At 66.8% G+C, this 15,638-nt stretch carries 13 protein-coding genes; 7 read left to right on the top strand and 6 right to left on the bottom strand.

Annotation, left to right across the window (positions count from 1 at the left end):
- Position 1 precedes the first annotated feature (1 nt).
- From G3N58_RS10395 to G3N58_RS10385, 3 genes are all read left to right on the top strand, one after another.
- Positions 2-682 (top strand): HutD family protein, encoded by a 681-nt coding sequence (locus G3N58_RS10395; protein WP_205999102.1) that lies wholly within the window; start codon positions 2-4, stop codon positions 680-682.
- Positions 683-822: 140 nt separating this feature from the next.
- Positions 823-2,052 carry an imidazolonepropionase gene (hutI, locus tag G3N58_RS10390; RefSeq protein WP_167040326.1) on the top strand — a complete coding sequence of 410 codons (1,230 nt, stop codon included), beginning with the start codon at positions 823-825 and terminating at the stop codon, positions 2,050-2,052.
- A 16-nt stretch (positions 2,053-2,068) separates the two neighbouring features.
- Positions 2,069-3,466, top strand: a complete 1,398-nt coding sequence (locus G3N58_RS10385; RefSeq protein WP_205999101.1) for a formimidoylglutamate deiminase — start codon at positions 2,069-2,071, stop codon at positions 3,464-3,466.
- Positions 3,467-3,715: 249 nt separating this feature from the next.
- Here G3N58_RS10385 and G3N58_RS10380 read toward each other — a convergent pair whose 3' ends face one another.
- Positions 3,716-3,853, bottom strand: coding sequence for a hypothetical protein (locus G3N58_RS10380; RefSeq protein WP_167040322.1), 138 nt, complete (start codon positions 3,851-3,853; stop codon positions 3,716-3,718).
- Between the two features lie 323 nt (positions 3,854-4,176).
- Between G3N58_RS10380 and G3N58_RS10375 the strand changes: the two genes are divergently transcribed.
- Together G3N58_RS10375 and G3N58_RS10370 are read left to right on the top strand one after the other, a co-directional pair.
- Positions 4,177-4,851, top strand: a complete 675-nt coding sequence (locus G3N58_RS10375; RefSeq protein WP_205990176.1) for a hypothetical protein — start codon at positions 4,177-4,179, stop codon at positions 4,849-4,851.
- A 28-nt stretch (positions 4,852-4,879) separates the two neighbouring features.
- A complete protein-coding gene (locus G3N58_RS10370) occupies positions 4,880-6,751 on the top strand; it encodes a DUF3857 and transglutaminase domain-containing protein (protein WP_241017060.1) in 1,872 nt (623 codons plus the stop codon).
- A gap of 41 nt (positions 6,752-6,792) precedes the next feature.
- Here the strand turns inward: G3N58_RS10370 and G3N58_RS10365 are convergent, their stop codons facing one another.
- The 4 genes from G3N58_RS10365 to glgC form a co-directional block, all read right to left on the bottom strand.
- Positions 6,793-7,254, bottom strand: a complete 462-nt coding sequence (locus G3N58_RS10365) for a hypothetical protein (RefSeq protein ID WP_167040318.1) — start codon at positions 7,252-7,254, stop codon at positions 6,793-6,795.
- Between the two features lie 227 nt (positions 7,255-7,481).
- On the bottom strand, positions 7,482-8,348 hold the full coding sequence (gene pdxY / locus G3N58_RS10360) for a pyridoxal kinase PdxY (protein ID WP_167040317.1): 867 nt from the start codon (positions 8,346-8,348) through the stop codon (positions 7,482-7,484).
- A gap of 326 nt (positions 8,349-8,674) precedes the next feature.
- Positions 8,675-10,135 (bottom strand): glycogen synthase GlgA, encoded by a 1,461-nt coding sequence (gene glgA / locus G3N58_RS10355; RefSeq protein ID WP_167040316.1) that lies wholly within the window; start codon positions 10,133-10,135, stop codon positions 8,675-8,677.
- An 84-nt stretch (positions 10,136-10,219) separates the two neighbouring features.
- Positions 10,220-11,485 (bottom strand): glucose-1-phosphate adenylyltransferase, encoded by a 1,266-nt coding sequence (gene glgC, locus G3N58_RS10350; RefSeq protein ID WP_205999099.1) that lies wholly within the window; start codon positions 11,483-11,485, stop codon positions 10,220-10,222.
- 612 nt (positions 11,486-12,097) lie between these two features.
- Here glgC and G3N58_RS10345 point away from each other — a divergent pair.
- The gene (locus tag G3N58_RS10345) at positions 12,098-13,216 is read left to right on the top strand and encodes an alpha/beta hydrolase (protein ID WP_167284604.1); all 1,119 of its coding nucleotides are present in this window, start codon (positions 12,098-12,100) and stop codon (positions 13,214-13,216) included.
- Between the two features lie 151 nt (positions 13,217-13,367).
- Here the strand turns inward: G3N58_RS10345 and G3N58_RS10340 are convergent, their stop codons facing one another.
- On the bottom strand, positions 13,368-14,363 hold the full coding sequence (locus tag G3N58_RS10340) for an LLM class flavin-dependent oxidoreductase (RefSeq protein WP_205999098.1): 996 nt from the start codon (positions 14,361-14,363) through the stop codon (positions 13,368-13,370).
- A gap of 473 nt (positions 14,364-14,836) precedes the next feature.
- Between G3N58_RS10340 and G3N58_RS10335 the strand changes: the two genes are divergently transcribed.
- On the top strand, positions 14,837-15,638 hold an 802-nt coding region (locus G3N58_RS10335), incomplete at its 3' end, for a rhodanese-like domain-containing protein (RefSeq protein WP_277396971.1).

Raw genomic sequence — 15,638 nt, 5'->3', positions numbered from 1 at the left:
CATGACCGTGGCCCATGGTGCGGGCGGCACGGCACGCGTTACGCTGATTCGCGGCGCCGACCTCGTGGCGGCGCCGTGGAAAAACGGCGGCGGCATGACGCGCGAGGTGGCCGCGTTTCCGTCGCGCAGCAGCGGACAGCGCGAGGCGCCGGGCGATTTCGTGTGGCGTGTGAGCGTCGCCGAGGTCGCGCAGGCCGGGCCGTTTTCGCGCTTCGAGGGCGTGGACCGCACGCTCGTGCTGTTGTCGGGCGCGGGCATGTTGCTCGACGAACTGGATGATGCAGAGGTCGTGAAGTCGCATGCATTGAAGCAGCCGCTCGACGTCGCGCGCTTCGACGGCGAGGCGCGTATCGAGGCGCGGCTTATCGATGGCGCGACGCGCGACTTCAACCTCATGGTGCGGCGCGACCTCGCGCTGGGCGTGCTCGACGTGTGGCGATGCGAGGCGAAGCGGGCTGTGTCGCGCATGATCGAGGGCGACGTGGTGCTGCTCTATTGCGCAAGCGGGTCGGTGGCGCTGGGGCTCGCAAGCGGGGTGGAAGCAGAAGCGGGAAGAGAAGCGACGCAACTGCAACTCGAAACAGGAGACACGCTGCGCATCGACATACCGAGGGCGCTGACCTGCACGCTCGAAGGCACGGGCGCCGTGCTCGCGATTAGCATCCGCTATACGCGGCGGTGATCGCGCACTGACTTCAACTCGCCTGCACGCACAGGGATGGCAGGACGGGCTCAGACGAGCCGACCCACGCGAACAGACACGAACGCACACGAACGCACACGAACACGCAACCAGCTGCACCGCGCAGCAAAGAGCATGCGATGAAGCAAACCGTTTGGCATCACCTCAAACTGTGCCCGCAGGGCGACCCTCGCCATACGCTCGCCGATGCCGCGATCGCCGTCGAAGACGGCCGCATCGCGTGGCTCGGCGCCGCGGCCGAGTTGCCCGCGTCCTACGCCGCCTGGCCGCGCGAAGATTTGCGCGGCGCGTGGGTGACGCCTGGCCTCGTCGATTGTCATACGCACCTCGTGTACGGCGGCCAGCGCGCCGATGAATTCGCGCAGCGGCTCGCGGGCGTCAGCTACGAAGAAATCGCGCGGCAGGGTGGCGGTATCGTCTCGACCGTGCGCGCGACACGTGCTGCAAGCGAAGCCTCGCTGTTTAGCCAGGCGGCCGCGCGGCTCGAACCGCTGCTCGCCGAAGGCGTGACGGCCATCGAAATCAAATCCGGCTACGGCCTCGATCTCGCGAGCGAGCGCAAGATGCTGCGTGTCGCGCGGCAACTCGGCGAGCGCTATCCGGTCACGGTCTATACGACGTTTCTCGGCGCGCATGCGCTGCCGCCCGAATTCGCGGGCCGCGCCGATGCGTATATCGACGAAGTCTGCAACACGATGCTGCCCGCGCTCGCAGACGAAGGGCTCGTCGACGCGGTCGACGTGTTCTGCGAGCGCATCGGTTTTTCGCTCGAACAGAGCGAGCGCGTGTTCAACGCGGCCGCGCGCTACGGGCTGCCCGTCAAGATGCACGCCGAGCAGTTGTCGAACGGCGGCGGCACCGTGCTTGCGGCGCGGCATCGCGCGCTGTCCGCGGATCACCTCGAATTTCTCGACGAAGCCGGCGTTGCCGCGATGAAGGAAGCGGGCACGGTGGCCGTGCTGTTGCCGGGCGCGTACTACTTCATCCGCGAGACGCAGTTGCCGCCGCTCGATCTGCTGCGGCGCTACGAGGTGCCGATTGCGATTTCGACCGACAGCAACCCCGGCACCTCGCCGGTCACTTCGTTGCTGCTGATGATGAACATGGCGTGCACGCTGTTTCGCATGACCGTGCCCGAGGTGCTGCAAGGCGTGACCGCGCATGCGGCGCGCGCGCTCGGCAGGAGCGACACGCACGGCGCGTTGCAGGCGGGACGCGCGGCCGATTTCGCGGTATGGCCGGTCGATTCGCTGGCCGAGCTGGCTTACTGGATCGGGCGTCCCTTGTGCGAGCGAGTCGTGCGCGCGGGCGAAACGGTTTATACGCGGCGTGAGTCGAGTGCGGCTTGAGCTAAAGGTCCGAGAGATGACGCAATCCAGGCAATCGCTGTTCGCCGCTCACGCGTACCTGCCCGATGGCTGGCACCGCAACGTGCTGCTCGAATGGGACGCGAACGGCACGCTGAGCGCGGTCACGCCCGATCATGCGGAGGCACCCGCCGGCGTGCCGCGGGCCCAAGGGCCCGTAATGCCCGGCATGCCGAATCTTCATTCGCACGCGTTCCAGCGCGCGATGGCGGGGCTGACCGAATATCGCGCGGCATCGGGCACCGGCGCCGCCGATAACTTCTGGTCCTGGCGCGACCTCATGTATCGCTTCGCGGCGCGCATCACGCCCGAAGGGCTCGCGAGCGTCGCGCAGTGGCTCTACATCGAAATGCTGAAGGCCGGCTATACCTCGGTGTGCGAATTCCACTACGTGCATCACGCGCAGGACGGCGGCCGTTACGCGAATCAGGCCGAACTCGCGCAACGCGTGGTCGAGGCGGCGGCGGAGAGCGGCATCGGCATGACGATGCTGCCGGTGCTCTATCAGTACAGCGGTTTTGGCGCGCGCGCGCCGCGCGACGATCAGCGCCGCTTCATCAATACGCCCGAAAGTCTGCTCGATCTGCTCGGCACGCTGCGCACGGCGCGTCCTGAACACGCCGCGCTGCGTTACGGTGTTGCGCCGCATTCGCTGCGCGCGGTGTCGGAAGCGTCGTTGCGCGCGCTGCTCGGCGGCATCGACGCGACGGCGCCCGTGCATATCCATATCGCCGAACAGACCGCCGAGGTCGAGGCGTGCCTCGCAACCGAAGGTGCGCGTCCGGTGCAATGGCTGCTCGACCGCTTCGAGGTGGACGGCCGCTGGTGCCTTGTGCATGCGACCCACGTCGACGGCAACGAAACGCTCGCGCTCGCGAACAGCGGCGCGGTTGCGGGCCTGTGCCTGACCACCGAGGCCAATCTCGGCGACGGCATTTTTCCGGCGCGCGACTATCTCGACGCGCAAGGCCGTATCGGTGTCGGTTCGGATAGCCATATCGGCGTCGACTGGCGCGCGGAATTGCGGCTGCTCGAATACGGCCAGCGTCTCATGCACCGGCAGCGCAACGTGCTGGCGTCGGCGCAGGCCACGCACGTCGCGGACCGTTTGTTCGATGCCGCGCTCGACGGCGGCGCGCGGGCCACCGGCCGTGCGGTCGGCGCGTTGCGGGCCGGCCATCGCGCGGACTGGCTCGTGCTCGATGCCGATCATTCGAGCATCGCCGGGCATGCGCCGCACACGTGGCTGTCGGGCGTCGTGTTCTGCGAGCACGGTGAGACGCCGATTCGCGATGTCTACACGGGCGGCGTCAAGGTCGTCGACAACCGCAGGCATCGCGACGAAGAGGGCGCTTATGCGCGCTATCGCGTGGCGCTCGCGGACCTGCTCGCCTAGGCGGCGCCGCATTCGCCCAATGCGATCATGCGTCGGCGCTGCTTCGCAAACCTCGAAGATCAGACGTGTAACAGCATGTGTCCATGATTGCGCGCCGGCGTTTTCGCGTGGAATGTAGGGGGCGTCGTGCGCCGGCGTGAGGTCGCGCGGCGCTCGCCGGTCGCCGCGAGTGCGGCTCGCCATAAGAAAAGCCCCGTGAAAACGGGGCTTTCCGATGCGAGCCTTGTCTCATCGACGCGGCATCGCGGATCAGTGGCAGCGCGTTACCAAATGGTGGTGAACGCGCTCCTTGTGGCATTCGCGATGATGATGCGGGGCGGCTTGAGCAGGAGCGATCGCGCTCAGGGTGGCGACAGCCGCGGCAATGGCGAGAACGATTTTCTTCATTACAGAACCCTTAAGTCGATGTTGTGGAGCGACCGGTACAGCACGGCACGTGCCGTCTCGGCGCGTAAGCATGCCACATTTCTGTAGCCAAACGGCGGAACGCCGTGCGAATTCGTGTGTCGATGCAACACGCGGCATGTTGTCAACGCATTGTCATAGGTATCGGTGTGCATTCGCGCGTAACGTCGGCATGAAAGCGACGCCGGTGCACGCCTCGGCAAGCCCTGATTGCACGCAGCGCACCGCAGCGACTAAGCTTTCAGAACGATGACATGCGCGATGCGGTCATCGGTTCATCGGGCAACAAGATGGAAGACCCAGCGATGGAAGATTCCGACGAATTGCTGCTGCCGATCTGGCGCGCGAACCTGGTGCTGCTAACCCGCGAGGTTGGCGCCGCGAGCCGGCTCGCGCGCATGATGACGTTCTCCGCGAGCTATCTGAAGCTGATGCTGGCGGGCCAGCGCGAATTCAGCGAGGAATTCGTGCGCGGCGTCGAAGCGGTCACCGGTCTGCCGGGCGGCTGGATGAACGTGCCGCATACCGAACCCGAGATACCGTCGAACGCGCGCGAGGCGATCGACAACGAGCAGCCGCTTGCGCGTTTTCGCGGCACCGCGCATCCGGTGCGCAAGAAGACGGTGCTGCGGCCGCCCGAGCCGATTTTCGGGCAGCCGGGCGCGACCCGGCGCATCGAGGAAGACACGCTCGACGTGGAAGCGCATCGGCGGCAGGCGCATTTTCGCAAGGTGCGCGATCTGGCGACGCAGGACGTGCGGCGTTTCGAGCGGCATCTGCTGCACGCGCCGGTGGAGCTCGCCTCGATGCGCGCGAAGGTCGAGGACGTGATCGCCGCGACCGAACTCGACGATCGCATTCAGGCTGATCTCGCGGGACGGCTCGAACAGATCGAGAAGCATCGCCACATGCTGCTCAGGCACGTGGAAAAGCTCCAGGAACTGCTCGGCCAGCTTGGCGATGGCGACCGGGGAGAGTGAGGCGGTCGGGGTTGCGGCCTGGCTGGCTATGCTGTTCACCGCCTGCGTCGTGGCCTTGCCACTCCTAGCGTTCGCCGACGAAATCACCACCGCCAACGACGAACGCGCGCCCGCGACGATCGAGCGCGACGTCCATCTCTTCACGATCGGCAAGGACGGCTCCGTCGAGGAATACGACGACACGGTGTTGCGCGCCGACACCGCGAGCGGCGTCGACGATATCGCGCAGCGCTACGTGTGGTTCAACAGGGACATCGAGCAGGTGCAACTGCTGAGCGCCGAAACCATCGCGCCCGACGGCAGCGTGCATCCGGTCGGCCCCGAGGCGATTCGCGACGTGCAGGAGCCGCGCTCGGCCGGCGCGCCGAGTTTCGAGGACGGCGTGTTGCGCACGGTGATTTTCCCCGCTGTGGAGTCGGGCGCGCGCGTACACCTGGCGTTTCGCAAGACGCGCGCGAAGCCGCTGCAGGCCGGCACGTTCGCGTACCTCGTCGAGCCGGCGCGGGTTCCCGTGGAGTCGCAGCGGCTCATCTTCGATCTGCCCGCCGACGTGCCGCTCCATGCCGACGCGCGCGGCTATGTCGCGCTGCCGCCGGTGAGCGAAAACGGCCGCACCCGCTACGAATTCGACTACCGGCACGGCCCGTATGCGCGGCTCGAAGCGGGCGCGGTCGGCTACGCGAACTGGGGCGACCGGCTGATGGTATCGACGGTGCCGGACTTCGCGAGCTTCGCCGCGCGCTATCGCGAGCCCGCCGCCGACGACGCGACGCGCGATGATCCCGCGATTACGCAGCTCGCGCAGAGCCTGACGGCGGGCCTCGCCGATCCACGCGCGAAAGCCCGCGCGCTCTACGACTGGGTGCGCCTGAATATCCGCTACGTGGCGCTTTTTCTCGGCGAGACCGCGGCGATTCCGCACAAGGCGGCCGATATCCTGCGCAACCGCTACGGCGACTGCAAGGACGACGTCGCGCTCTACGGCGCGCTGCTTGCGGCGGTCGGCATTCGCAGCGAGCCGGTGCTGCTCGATCTCGGGCCGTACTACAGCTTGCCGGACGTGCCCGGTTACGGCGCGAGCGCGATCAATCACGCGATCATCTGGATTCCTGAGCTCTCGCAATTCGCGGATGCGACCGCGGGCGGCACCGAATTCGGCTATCTGCCGTCCGGCGTGATGGACCGGCCGGCGCTGCTCGTCGACGATGGCGTGCTCGCGCGCACGCCGGCCACGCAGCTGCGCGAGCGCACCGCGCGCATGCAGATCGACGTCGACGAAAACGGCACTGCGCATTACGCGTACCGCGTCGAGGACGCGGGTTTTACGGCCGAGGTCGAGCGCAACATGTTCCGGCGCGCGACGCGGCAGCGCGCGCAGCAGATCGCGGCGAGCCGTCTGTTGCAAACGGGTTTGCACGGCAGCGCGCAATTGCGTACCGGCGACGTGGCCGCAACGGGCGGACCGTTCGCGGCCTCGATGCAGGGCAGTGTGCCGCATCTGATCTGGCCGGACGGCACGAGCGCGGTGCCGGCGTTGACGAGCCTCGCGGGCGGGATGGGCTCGCAGGTCGAGGCGTGGCTGGCCGAGCCGCTTAGAACGCAGCCGTGGGTCTGCATCGGCGGCGAGTTCGACGAGACGTTGGAGATGACGCTGCCGCGTTTCGCGCGCGTGACCGACTTGCCGGGCGACAGCACGGTCGAGGATCGCATGCTCGCGTTTTCTTCGCGCTATGTGTTCGATTCCGCGACGCGCACCTTGCAGGTGCGGCGGCATCTGCGCGCCGCGTTCGGCCATCAGATGTGTTCGGCCGACGAATTCGCCGCGCTGAAAGACGACCTCGTGCGCATCGAGCGCGATCTCGACGCCGAGGTCGTGGTCAGGGCGGCGGGGGCGAGATAGCGAGAAAAGGAGAGACGAAAAGGGCGGCCCCGCGTGCCGGCCTAGCGCTCGCCCTGCTGGCGCAGCAGTTCTTCGCGCAGACGCAGGAGCGGCGCCTTGGTGTCTTCGTCGGCCCAGGTGTCGAGGTCGTCGATCGCGCGCTGGCAGCCGTCGAGCACGACGTCGAGATCGACCGGCACGCCGTTGTTCAGCGCGAATTCGATCGTTTCCGCGAACTGCTGGCACTCGTCCTCGCCGTAGGAGATGTCGAGATTGTCGGCGATGACGTCGGCGATGTTGCTGCGTGCCTTGTCGTCGGCCGTCACCATGTCGACGATGCCGCGCGCGACGGCCGGCGAGTAGTAGAGCGCGATGTCGAGCCATTGCGCGGGATCGAAATCGGGCTGGTCGAACTGGTTCTCGAAGAACTCGATCGCTTCCTGTTCGTGCGCTTCGTCCGCATCGACGCTCATGCACAACTGCTCAAAAAATTCTTCCCGCTCGCTGCGGATATGACCGTCCATCGATGCCTCGTCTGCTGAATGCCGGATGCCTGAAAAATACCGTGGACGCTGGGGTGTTGCCCCGGTCCACGCGGCACGCATTATAGGGCGGCCGTCGTCGGGGCGTGGCCGGGGGCTTCAGCCGGCACTGCAAGCGGTATTACAAGCGGCACTGCAAGCGGCACTGCAAGCGGCCTCCCGTTCCCACCGCCGCCGCCCTGCGGCCACGGATGGCCGCGGCAACCGGCTCAAGCCGTCTCGGCCACCCAGGCATCGAACCATTCGCGCGGCTGCGCGATTTCGTTTTGCGTCGCCACGAGTTCGAGTTCGTAGCGGCCGGCCTGCCACGTCGCCTTGACCACCGCGTTGACCGCCGCGAGCGTGTGCTCGAACGCGGAGCGCACGGAATCGCCGAGCAGCGTGCGCGCGACGAACACCGCGCTGGTCAGATCGCCGACGCCGACCGGCTGGCGCGCGAACGGATAGAGCGGACGTTGTCCCATCCAGGCTTCGCGCGCCGTGACGACGAGCATGTTGAAGCGGTCGGCGGGACTGTTGCGGTCGAGCAGATGCTTGACGAGCACGAGCTTCGGCCCGCGCGCGATCACTTCGCGGCACGCGCTCACCGCTTCCTCGAGCGTCTCGATCTCGCGGCCGACGAGGCGTTGCAACTCGGTATGGTTCGGCGCCATCGCGTCGGCGACTTCCGGCATCGCGCTCACGAGAAACGCCTGGATGCCGGGCTCGACCTTGCAGCCGCTTGCCACGCCCATCACCGGATCGCAGAAGTACCACGCGCGCGGATTGGCCGCCTTCACGGCCTTGACGATTTCGATCACCGAGCGGGCCTGCTCCGGCGTGCCGAGATAGCCGGACAGCACGGCGTCGCAGCGCGGCAGCATGCCGATCGCGCCGATGCCCTCGACGAGTTCTTCCATCTGCGACGCGTCGATCGCGCTGCCGCTCCAGTGCCCGTACTGCGTATGGTTCGAGAACTGCACGGTGTTGAGCGGCCAGACATTGACGCCGAGCCGGCTCATCGGAAACACGGCTGCGCTATTGCCGGCGTGACCGAACACGACATGGGACTGGATGCTCAAAACGTTTTTGGTCATGGTGAGGCTCGCGCAACGGGGCGGGCGCGATCAAGGAAACGGGAAGGCGCGCCGTGCCGGCGCTTCGAATGGTCTCGCCGTGGTGCGGCATGCCTGCCTGCTTCAGAGGGTGCAAGAAAAGTGCACGGTCTGCATCGTCAGCAAACAATACAGGAGTTTCGCGGACGCGAGTTGATCCGGCCCCGTGTTGTTGCGCCGAACCATCAAACGAGCCGGCGCGCGGGGCGGGGTATGGGGCTAGGCAAGAACCCGCGCGCCGATCCGCGCATGAAGCCGCAAGCTTGACGAAAGCCGACCGAGCCGCACCATGCCGGGCCACGCTCTCCTCAGACCAGTTCCCGATACAAGGCCAGATAACGCTCGGCCGATGCGCCCCAGCCGAAGTCCTGGCGCATCGCGCGGCGTTGCGCGGCCTTCCATTCGGTGCGGCGCTCGTAGAGCGCGAACGCGCGCCGGATTGCCGCGGCGATGCCCTTCGGCTCGAAGCGTTCGAAGACGAAGCCGGTCGCGAGATCGTCGGCGAGATTTTCGAGCGATGCGTCGGCGACCGTGTCCGCGAGACCGCCGACGCCATGCACGAGCGGCAGCGAGCCGTAGGCGAGCGCGTAGAGTTGCGTGAGCCCGCACGGCTCGAAGCGCGACGGCACCGCGACCACGTCGCTGCCCGCGATGATCGTATGCGCGAGCGCTTCGTCGAAGCCGAGCTCCACGGCCACCGATTCCGGATGTGTCTGCGCGACGCGCTTCAGGCCGTTCTCGAGCGCCGGGTCGCCGGTGCCGAACACGACGAGCTGGCCGCCACGTCTGACGATTTCGGGCACGGCTTCGAGCAGCAGGTCGAGGCCCTTCTGCTCGGTCAGGCGGCTCACGACGCCGAACAGCAGCGCGTCGCTTTTCTGCGCGAGGCCGAAGCGCTTCTGCAGCGCTTCCTTGCAGGCGAGCTTGCCGGCGAGGCGCGAGGCGCTGTAGTGCGTCGCGAGCAGCGCGTCGCCGGCGGGATTCCACACCGTGTAATCGACGCCGTTCAGGATGCCGCTCAGATCGTGCGCGCGATGACGCAGTAGCGCGTCGAGCCCGCCGCCGTGCGCGAGCGTCTGGATCTCGCGCGCGTAGGTCGGGCTGACGGTCGTGATGCGGTCGCCGTAGTAGAGGCCCGCCTTCAGGAACGACAGTTGTCCGTAGAATTCGACGCCGTGCATGCTGAAGAAATCGTCGGGCAGGCCGAGCATGCCGAACTGCTGCGCGGGGAAAATCCCCTGGTAGGCGAGGTTGTGGATCGTAAACACGCTGCGCGCGAGCACGCGGCCTTGCTGGCGCTCGGCCGCCTTCAGATACGCGGATGCGAGCCCCGCGTGCCAGTCGTGCGCATGGACGATCTGCGGCGACCACGCCGGGTCCAGCTGTTGCGCGAGCTGCGCGGCGACCCAGCCGAGCAGCGCGAAACGCTGGGCGTTGTCGCCGTAGGGCACGTGCTCGTCGTTCAGATACGGATTGCCGGGCCGGTCGTAGAGCGTCGCCGCGCGGATCACGTAGACGGCGAGGCCGTTGGCGGGCAGGGTGCCGCGTTCGAGCAGCGCTTCCGGCGTGTCGAAGCGGCGCCCGAGCCGTGCCACCGGCTGCAGGTCCCGCAAACCGGCGAGCACGGCCGGAAACCCCGGCAGTAGCGCTCGCACGTCGGCGCCGCGCTCGATCAGCGCGGACGGCAGCGCGCCCACGACGTCGGCGAGACCGCCCGTTTTGAGAAGGGGGTACAACTCGCTTGCGACATGCAGGGCGCGAATCGTCATAGGCCAGGTCTCTTTCGGGTTGCGAGGCTTGTTCGGGGTTGGGCTCGTGCGGTTGCGATCGCGCGGCCGCAAGCGGCCCGGCGCTTAAGCCGGCCGCTTGAGCAACGCTTCCTGCGTGACAAGCACGACGCCGTCGTCGGTGCGATAGAAGCGCGCGGCGTCGCGCGCCGGGTCCTCGCCGATCACCGTGCCTTCCGGAATCGTGCAGCCGCGGTCGATCACCACTTTCTGCAGGCGGCAGCTCGGGCCGACCGTGACCTGCGGCAACAAGACTGCCTCATTGATATTACAGAACGAATGCACTTTCACGTTCGACGACAGCACCGAGCGCGAAATCTGCGAGCCCGAGATCACGCAGCCGCCGCATACGATCAGGTTGTTGCCCGAGCCCTGCAAGCCCTTCATGTCGCGCACGAACTTCGCGGGCGGCAACTGTTCCTGATACGTCCAGATCGGCCAGCTGCGGTCGTAGAGGTCGAGCGTCGGGATCGTCGAGGCGAGGTCGAGGTTCGCGGCCCAGTATGCGTCGATCGTGCCGACATCGCGCCAGTACGGCTCGACGTTCGGGTCCGAGGAGACGCACGACATGCTGAACGGGTGCGCGATCGCCATGCCCTCGGTGACGACGCGCGGCAGGATGTCCTTGCCGAAGTCGTGGTCGGTGTCGATCGAGGCAATGTTCTCTTCGAGCAGTGTGTACAGGTAGTCGGCGTTGAACACGTAGATGCCCATGCTGGCGAGCGCGGTGTCGGGGCGGCACGGCATCGCGGGCGGGTCGGCCGGTTTTTCGACGAAGCCGGTCACGCGGCGGTTCTCGTCGACCGCCATCACGCCGAACGCGACCGCGTCCATGCGCGGCACCTCGATGCAGCCGACCGTGCAATCGCAGCCGCTGTCCGCGTGATCGGCGATCATGCGCGTGTAGTCCATCTTGTAGATGTGGTCGCCCGCCAGCACGACCACGTACTTCGGGCGGATCGAGCGGATGATGTCGAGGTTCTGGAATACCGCGTCGGCGGTGCCGCGATACCAGTGCGCGCCTTCGACGCGCTGCTGCGCGGGCCACAGGTCGATGAACTCGCCCATCTCGCCGCGCAGGAAGCTCCAGCCGCGCTGCAGATGGCGCAGCAGCGAATGCGCCTTGTACTGCGTGACGACCGCGATGCGGCGAATGCCCGAGTTCAGGCAGTTGGACAGCGCGAAGTCGATGATCCGGTATTTGCCGCCGAAGTGCACCGCGGGCTTGACGCGCTTGTTGGTGAGCGGCCCGAGGCGGGTGCCGCGTCCGCCCGCGAGGACGATCGCGAGGGTGGTGCGTTGTAGGTCGTTCAGCCGTGCCGGAGTGTTCATGTCTGTCTCCCGATTGGATTGGTATGTGCCGTATGTGTCTGTTCCCCCGGATGATTCTGAGCTGGTCGTCCGCGCTGTGCCGATCGCTGTGCCGATGAATCGTGCGGCCAGCCGGCATGGCCTGGTCGCCTGGTTTTATCGCGTTGTTTTTTGCGGGCCCGTCAGCTAGTTCTAGCACCGATTCGAGGCGAGCGAGTAGTGCAAATTGAGCGGGCCGTGGTTCCCGTGATCCTTGTACGATCGGCGCTTGCCGCGCGCCTATCCGTGCGGCGCGTCACATAGCGCGAGGCCGTGTGCGGGACGCTGCGTGGCCGGATGGGCGGCAATATGCGTGCCAATGTCCGTTACTCCTCGTATCGGCCCGTGTCGATCCGTGTCGGCGTGTGTCGGGCGCGTCGCCGCTGAGTGCGTGGATGAGATCGCGCGACGAGATCGTGCGGTGCGGGTCGTGCGACACGGGCCGTATAACGCAGGCCGTGCGACGCGGGCCGCGCCGCTCATGCGCGCTTGCCGCCATGTTCCAGCGGGGCATCGTAGAATCGAGCGCTGGCGCCCGAGCCTCGTACGCGATTCTCGTCTGTTCACTCTTTGCGTTTTTCCAGAAAAATCCCCATGAGTCTTCGCCGCCCACCCCTGCTTGCCCTGCTGAGTGTTTGTGCCGCGGTATTCACGGTGTCCGCTGCTTCAAGCGCGGCGGCTTCCACGCCGGCCAGCGCCGCTGCCGCCGTCAGTCAGGCGAGCCCGGTCGCCGCGAGCGCCGCGGCTGCGTCCGTCGCCGATTCCGGCCCGGCCTACGGCCCCGAGTTGCAAGGCTTCAACTATCCCGCGCCGGTGCAGCGTTTCGAATTCACCTCGCAGGGCGTGCCGCTCTCGATGGCTTACATGGACGTCAGGCCCGCGCATGCGAACGGCCGCACGGTCGTGTTGCTGCACGGCAAGAACTTCTGCTCGGCGACGTGGGACGCGACGATTCATCGGCTCGCCGATGCCGGCTATCGCGTGATCGCGCCGGACCAGATCGGCTTCTGCAAGTCGAGCAAGCCCGAGCACTACCAGTACAGCTTCCAGCAGCTCGCGCGCAATACGCATGCGCTGCTCGAATCGCTCGGCGTGCGCGAGGCGACCATCGCCGGCCACTCGACGGGCGGCATGCTCGCGATCCGCTATGCGCTGATGTATCCGCGTGAAACGCAGCAACTGGTGCTCGTGAACCCGATTGGTCTGGAGGACTGGAAGGCGAAGGGCGTGCCCTCGCTATCGGTGGACCAGTGGTATCAGCGCGAACTGAAGACGACCGCCGACGGCATCCGCCGCTACGAGCAGAGCACCTATTACGCGGGCCAATGGCGCGCGGACTACGAACCGTGGGTGCAGATGCTCGCGGGCATGTATCGCGGACCGGGCAAGCAGATCGTCGCGTGGAATTCCGCACTGCTGTACGACATGATTTACACGCAGCCGGTGGTCTATGAGCTTGGTGATCTGAGCATGCCGACGTTGCTGCTGATCGGCCAGAAGGACACCACCGCGATCGGCAAGGACGCCGCGCCGCCCGAGGTGCGCGCGAAGCTCGGCCATTATCCTGAACTTGGGCGCGCGGCGGCGAAGGCGATTCCGCATGCGACGCTGGTCGAGTTTGCCGATGCCGGCCACGCGCCGCAGATGCAGGATCCGGAGGCGTTTCACAAGGCGCTGCTGGAAGGGCTCGCGGCGGTGCCTGCGAATCGCTGAGCGCACGACCTCACACTCAGCTAACCGGGCCGGCAGGCTCGGCGGAACGTAAGGAAAGCCGTTCCCTGAAGCGAGTGCCGTTCAGTTGCCTGACTGAACGGCACTCCGGTACGAACCGCCTTTCCCCTACACAGGCCGGTTCGTCCTTCGACTACCTCACCGCTATCAACTCATCGCGCACCTGCGCGCCGATCTCGAACGAGCGCAGCCGCGCCTTGTGATCGTAGATCTGCGCGGTCAGCATCAACTCGTTCGCGCCGGTCTGCTCGATGATCGATTGCAGACCTTCGCGGATCGCGTCGCGATCGCCGAGCACCGTGCAGGCGAGCGAATGCGCGACGTTGCTCAACTCCATCTCCGACGCTGCGAGCCGCTCGACCGGCGGCTGCAACAGCCCCGGCGTACCGCGCCGCAAATTGATGAACTGCTGCTGCAGCGACGTGAAAAGACGCGCGGCTTCCTCGTTGGTATCGGCCGCGAACAGATTGACGCCGACCATCGCATACGGCTTGTCGAGTGTCGCGGACGGCCGGAACTGCGCGCGATACATCTGTAGCGCGGTCATCATGTAATCGGGCGCGAAGTGCGACGCGAAGGCGAACGGCAGGCCGAGCGCCGCCGCCAGTTGCGCACTGTAGAGCGACGAGCCGAGCAGCCACAGCGGTACGTTGAGGCCCGCGCCGGGCACCGCGCGTATGCGCTGGCCCGCCACCGGATCGGCGAAATAGCGCTGCAACTCGACGACATCATCGGGAAACGAATCGGCGCTAGTCTGCAGATCGCGGCGCAGCGCGCGGGCCGTGGTCTGATCGGTGCCGGGCGCGCGGCCGAGGCCGAGATCGATACGGTCGGGATAGAGCGAGGCGAGCGTGCCGAACTGTTCCGCGATCACGAGCGGCGCGTGGTTCGGCAGCATGATGCCGCCCGAGCCGACGCGAATCGTCTTCGTGCCGCCGGCCACGTGGCCGATCACGACCGAGGTGGCGGCGCTCGCGATGCCGGGCATGTTGTGATGCTCGGCGAGCCAGAAGCGCCGGTAATTCAGTTTTTCCGCGTGCTGGGCGAGTTCGAGCGTGTTCCTGAACGCGTCCGCCGGCGTGGCGCCCGCGGTGACCGGCGAGAGATCGAGGACCGAGAAGGGGATCATTGTCTGTTGATTGACGGTTTGCGGCGCTTTCGCGCGATGCGGCATTGTGGCAAAGCCCGCATTTTTCTGCAGACGGCGCGCGGATGCCCACGTCGGCCGAAGGGTTTGTCGGGGTGTCGCTGAGAGGGCGATACAGTGTTGCCGAGGTGTCGCCGTGCTTGCAGGGTGGCGGCTTGCGTGGCGCGGAAATTGCGCCGCTGTCATGTGCCGAGGCATGCGCGAGTGCAGGAGTCAGCTGCATGAGTGCTTGCATGAGTGGCCGCATGAGTCCATGCACGTACGAGCCCGCGAGCGTACTTCTGGTACGCGCCATACGAGCATCAGGACGTTCGATCGAATGACGCGGCGCGACCGTGCGCCGGGCGGTATTCGAGTGTACGGTGGAACTGTCGGTGCGGTGACGTGATGTGAGCCGATGCGGCGTATCGCGCGTTGCCGGATATCTGCCATGTTGCGAAGGAGTCCCCGATCCCATGAATGTCGTCAAAGAGTTTCGCACCCGATCATTCGAAGACGTGTGCCGCGCCTTGATCGGTCGCGAGGAAATCGCGCTCGTCGACGTGCGCGAGGAAGATGCCCATGCGCGCGGTCATCCGTTGTTTGCCGCCAATCTGCCGCTCTCGCGGCTCGAACTCGACGCGCCGCTGCGTCTGCCGCGCCTCGCGGTGCCGGTCGTCGTGTTCGATGCGGGCGAGGGGCTCGCGAGGCGCGCGGCCGAACGTCTCGCCGAACTCGGCTATACCGGCGTCGCCTTGCTCGAAGGCGGTCTGCAAGGCTGGCGCGAAGCGGGCGGCGAACTGTTCAGGGACGTCAACGTGCCGAGCAAGGCGTTCGGCGAACTCGTGGACAGCGTGCGTCATACGCCGTCGCTGTCCGCTCACGAAGTGCAGGCGCTGCTCGATCGCGAGGCCGACGTCGTCGTGCTCGACGCGCGCCGTTTCGACGAATTTCAGGCGATGAACATTCCCGGCAGCATCAGCGTGCCGGGCGCGGAACTCGTGCTGCGCGCGCGGCAGCTCGCGCCGAACCCGGCCACGCGGATCGTCGTCAATTGCGCGGGGCGCACGCGCAGCATCATCGGTGCGCAGTCGCTCATCAATGCCGGCGTGCCGAATCCGGTCGCGGCGCTGCGCAATGGCACGATGGGTTGGTCGCTCGCGGGCCAGCCGCTCGCGCACGGCAGCACGCGGCGCGTCGAAGGCGCCGTCGACAACGCGCTGCGCCTCGCCACTGCCGACGGTGCCCGCGCGGTCGCCGATCGCGCCCGGGTGGGCC

This window comes from Paraburkholderia sp. Ac-20342 (assembly GCF_017104985.1).
Classification (GTDB): domain Bacteria; phylum Pseudomonadota; class Gammaproteobacteria; order Burkholderiales; family Burkholderiaceae; genus Paraburkholderia.
Note: the sequence above shows the minus strand (reverse complement) of the source record. Positions and strands in the feature narration are given on the sequence as shown.

Bases quoted from the DNA above. Each gene is read 5' to 3' on its own strand.
- pdxY (WP_167040317.1), bottom strand. From the start codon at position 8,348: ATGACCAAAAACGTTTTGAGCATCCAGTCCCATGTCGTGTTCGGTCAC.
- G3N58_RS10395 (WP_205999102.1), top strand. From the start codon at position 2: ATGACCGTGGCCCATGGTGCGGGCGGCACGGCACGCGTTACGCTGATT.
- G3N58_RS10340 (WP_205999098.1), bottom strand. From the start codon at position 14,363: ATGATCCCCTTCTCGGTCCTCGATCTCTCGCCGGTCACCGCGGGCGCC.
- G3N58_RS10365 (WP_167040318.1), bottom strand. From the start codon at position 7,254: ATGGACGGTCATATCCGCAGCGAGCGGGAAGAATTTTTTGAGCAGTTG.
- G3N58_RS10375 (WP_205990176.1), top strand. From the start codon at position 4,177: ATGGAAGATTCCGACGAATTGCTGCTGCCGATCTGGCGCGCGAACCTG.
- G3N58_RS10370 (WP_241017060.1), top strand. From the start codon at position 4,880: ATGCTGTTCACCGCCTGCGTCGTGGCCTTGCCACTCCTAGCGTTCGCC.
- G3N58_RS10385 (WP_205999101.1), top strand. From the start codon at position 2,069: ATGACGCAATCCAGGCAATCGCTGTTCGCCGCTCACGCGTACCTGCCC.
- hutI (WP_167040326.1), top strand. From the start codon at position 823: ATGAAGCAAACCGTTTGGCATCACCTCAAACTGTGCCCGCAGGGCGAC.
- glgA (WP_167040316.1), bottom strand. From the start codon at position 10,135: ATGACGATTCGCGCCCTGCATGTCGCAAGCGAGTTGTACCCCCTTCTC.
- G3N58_RS10380 (WP_167040322.1), bottom strand. From the start codon at position 3,853: ATGAAGAAAATCGTTCTCGCCATTGCCGCGGCTGTCGCCACCCTGAGC.
- G3N58_RS10345 (WP_167284604.1), top strand. From the start codon at position 12,098: ATGAGTCTTCGCCGCCCACCCCTGCTTGCCCTGCTGAGTGTTTGTGCC.
- glgC (WP_205999099.1), bottom strand. From the start codon at position 11,485: ATGAACACTCCGGCACGGCTGAACGACCTACAACGCACCACCCTCGCG.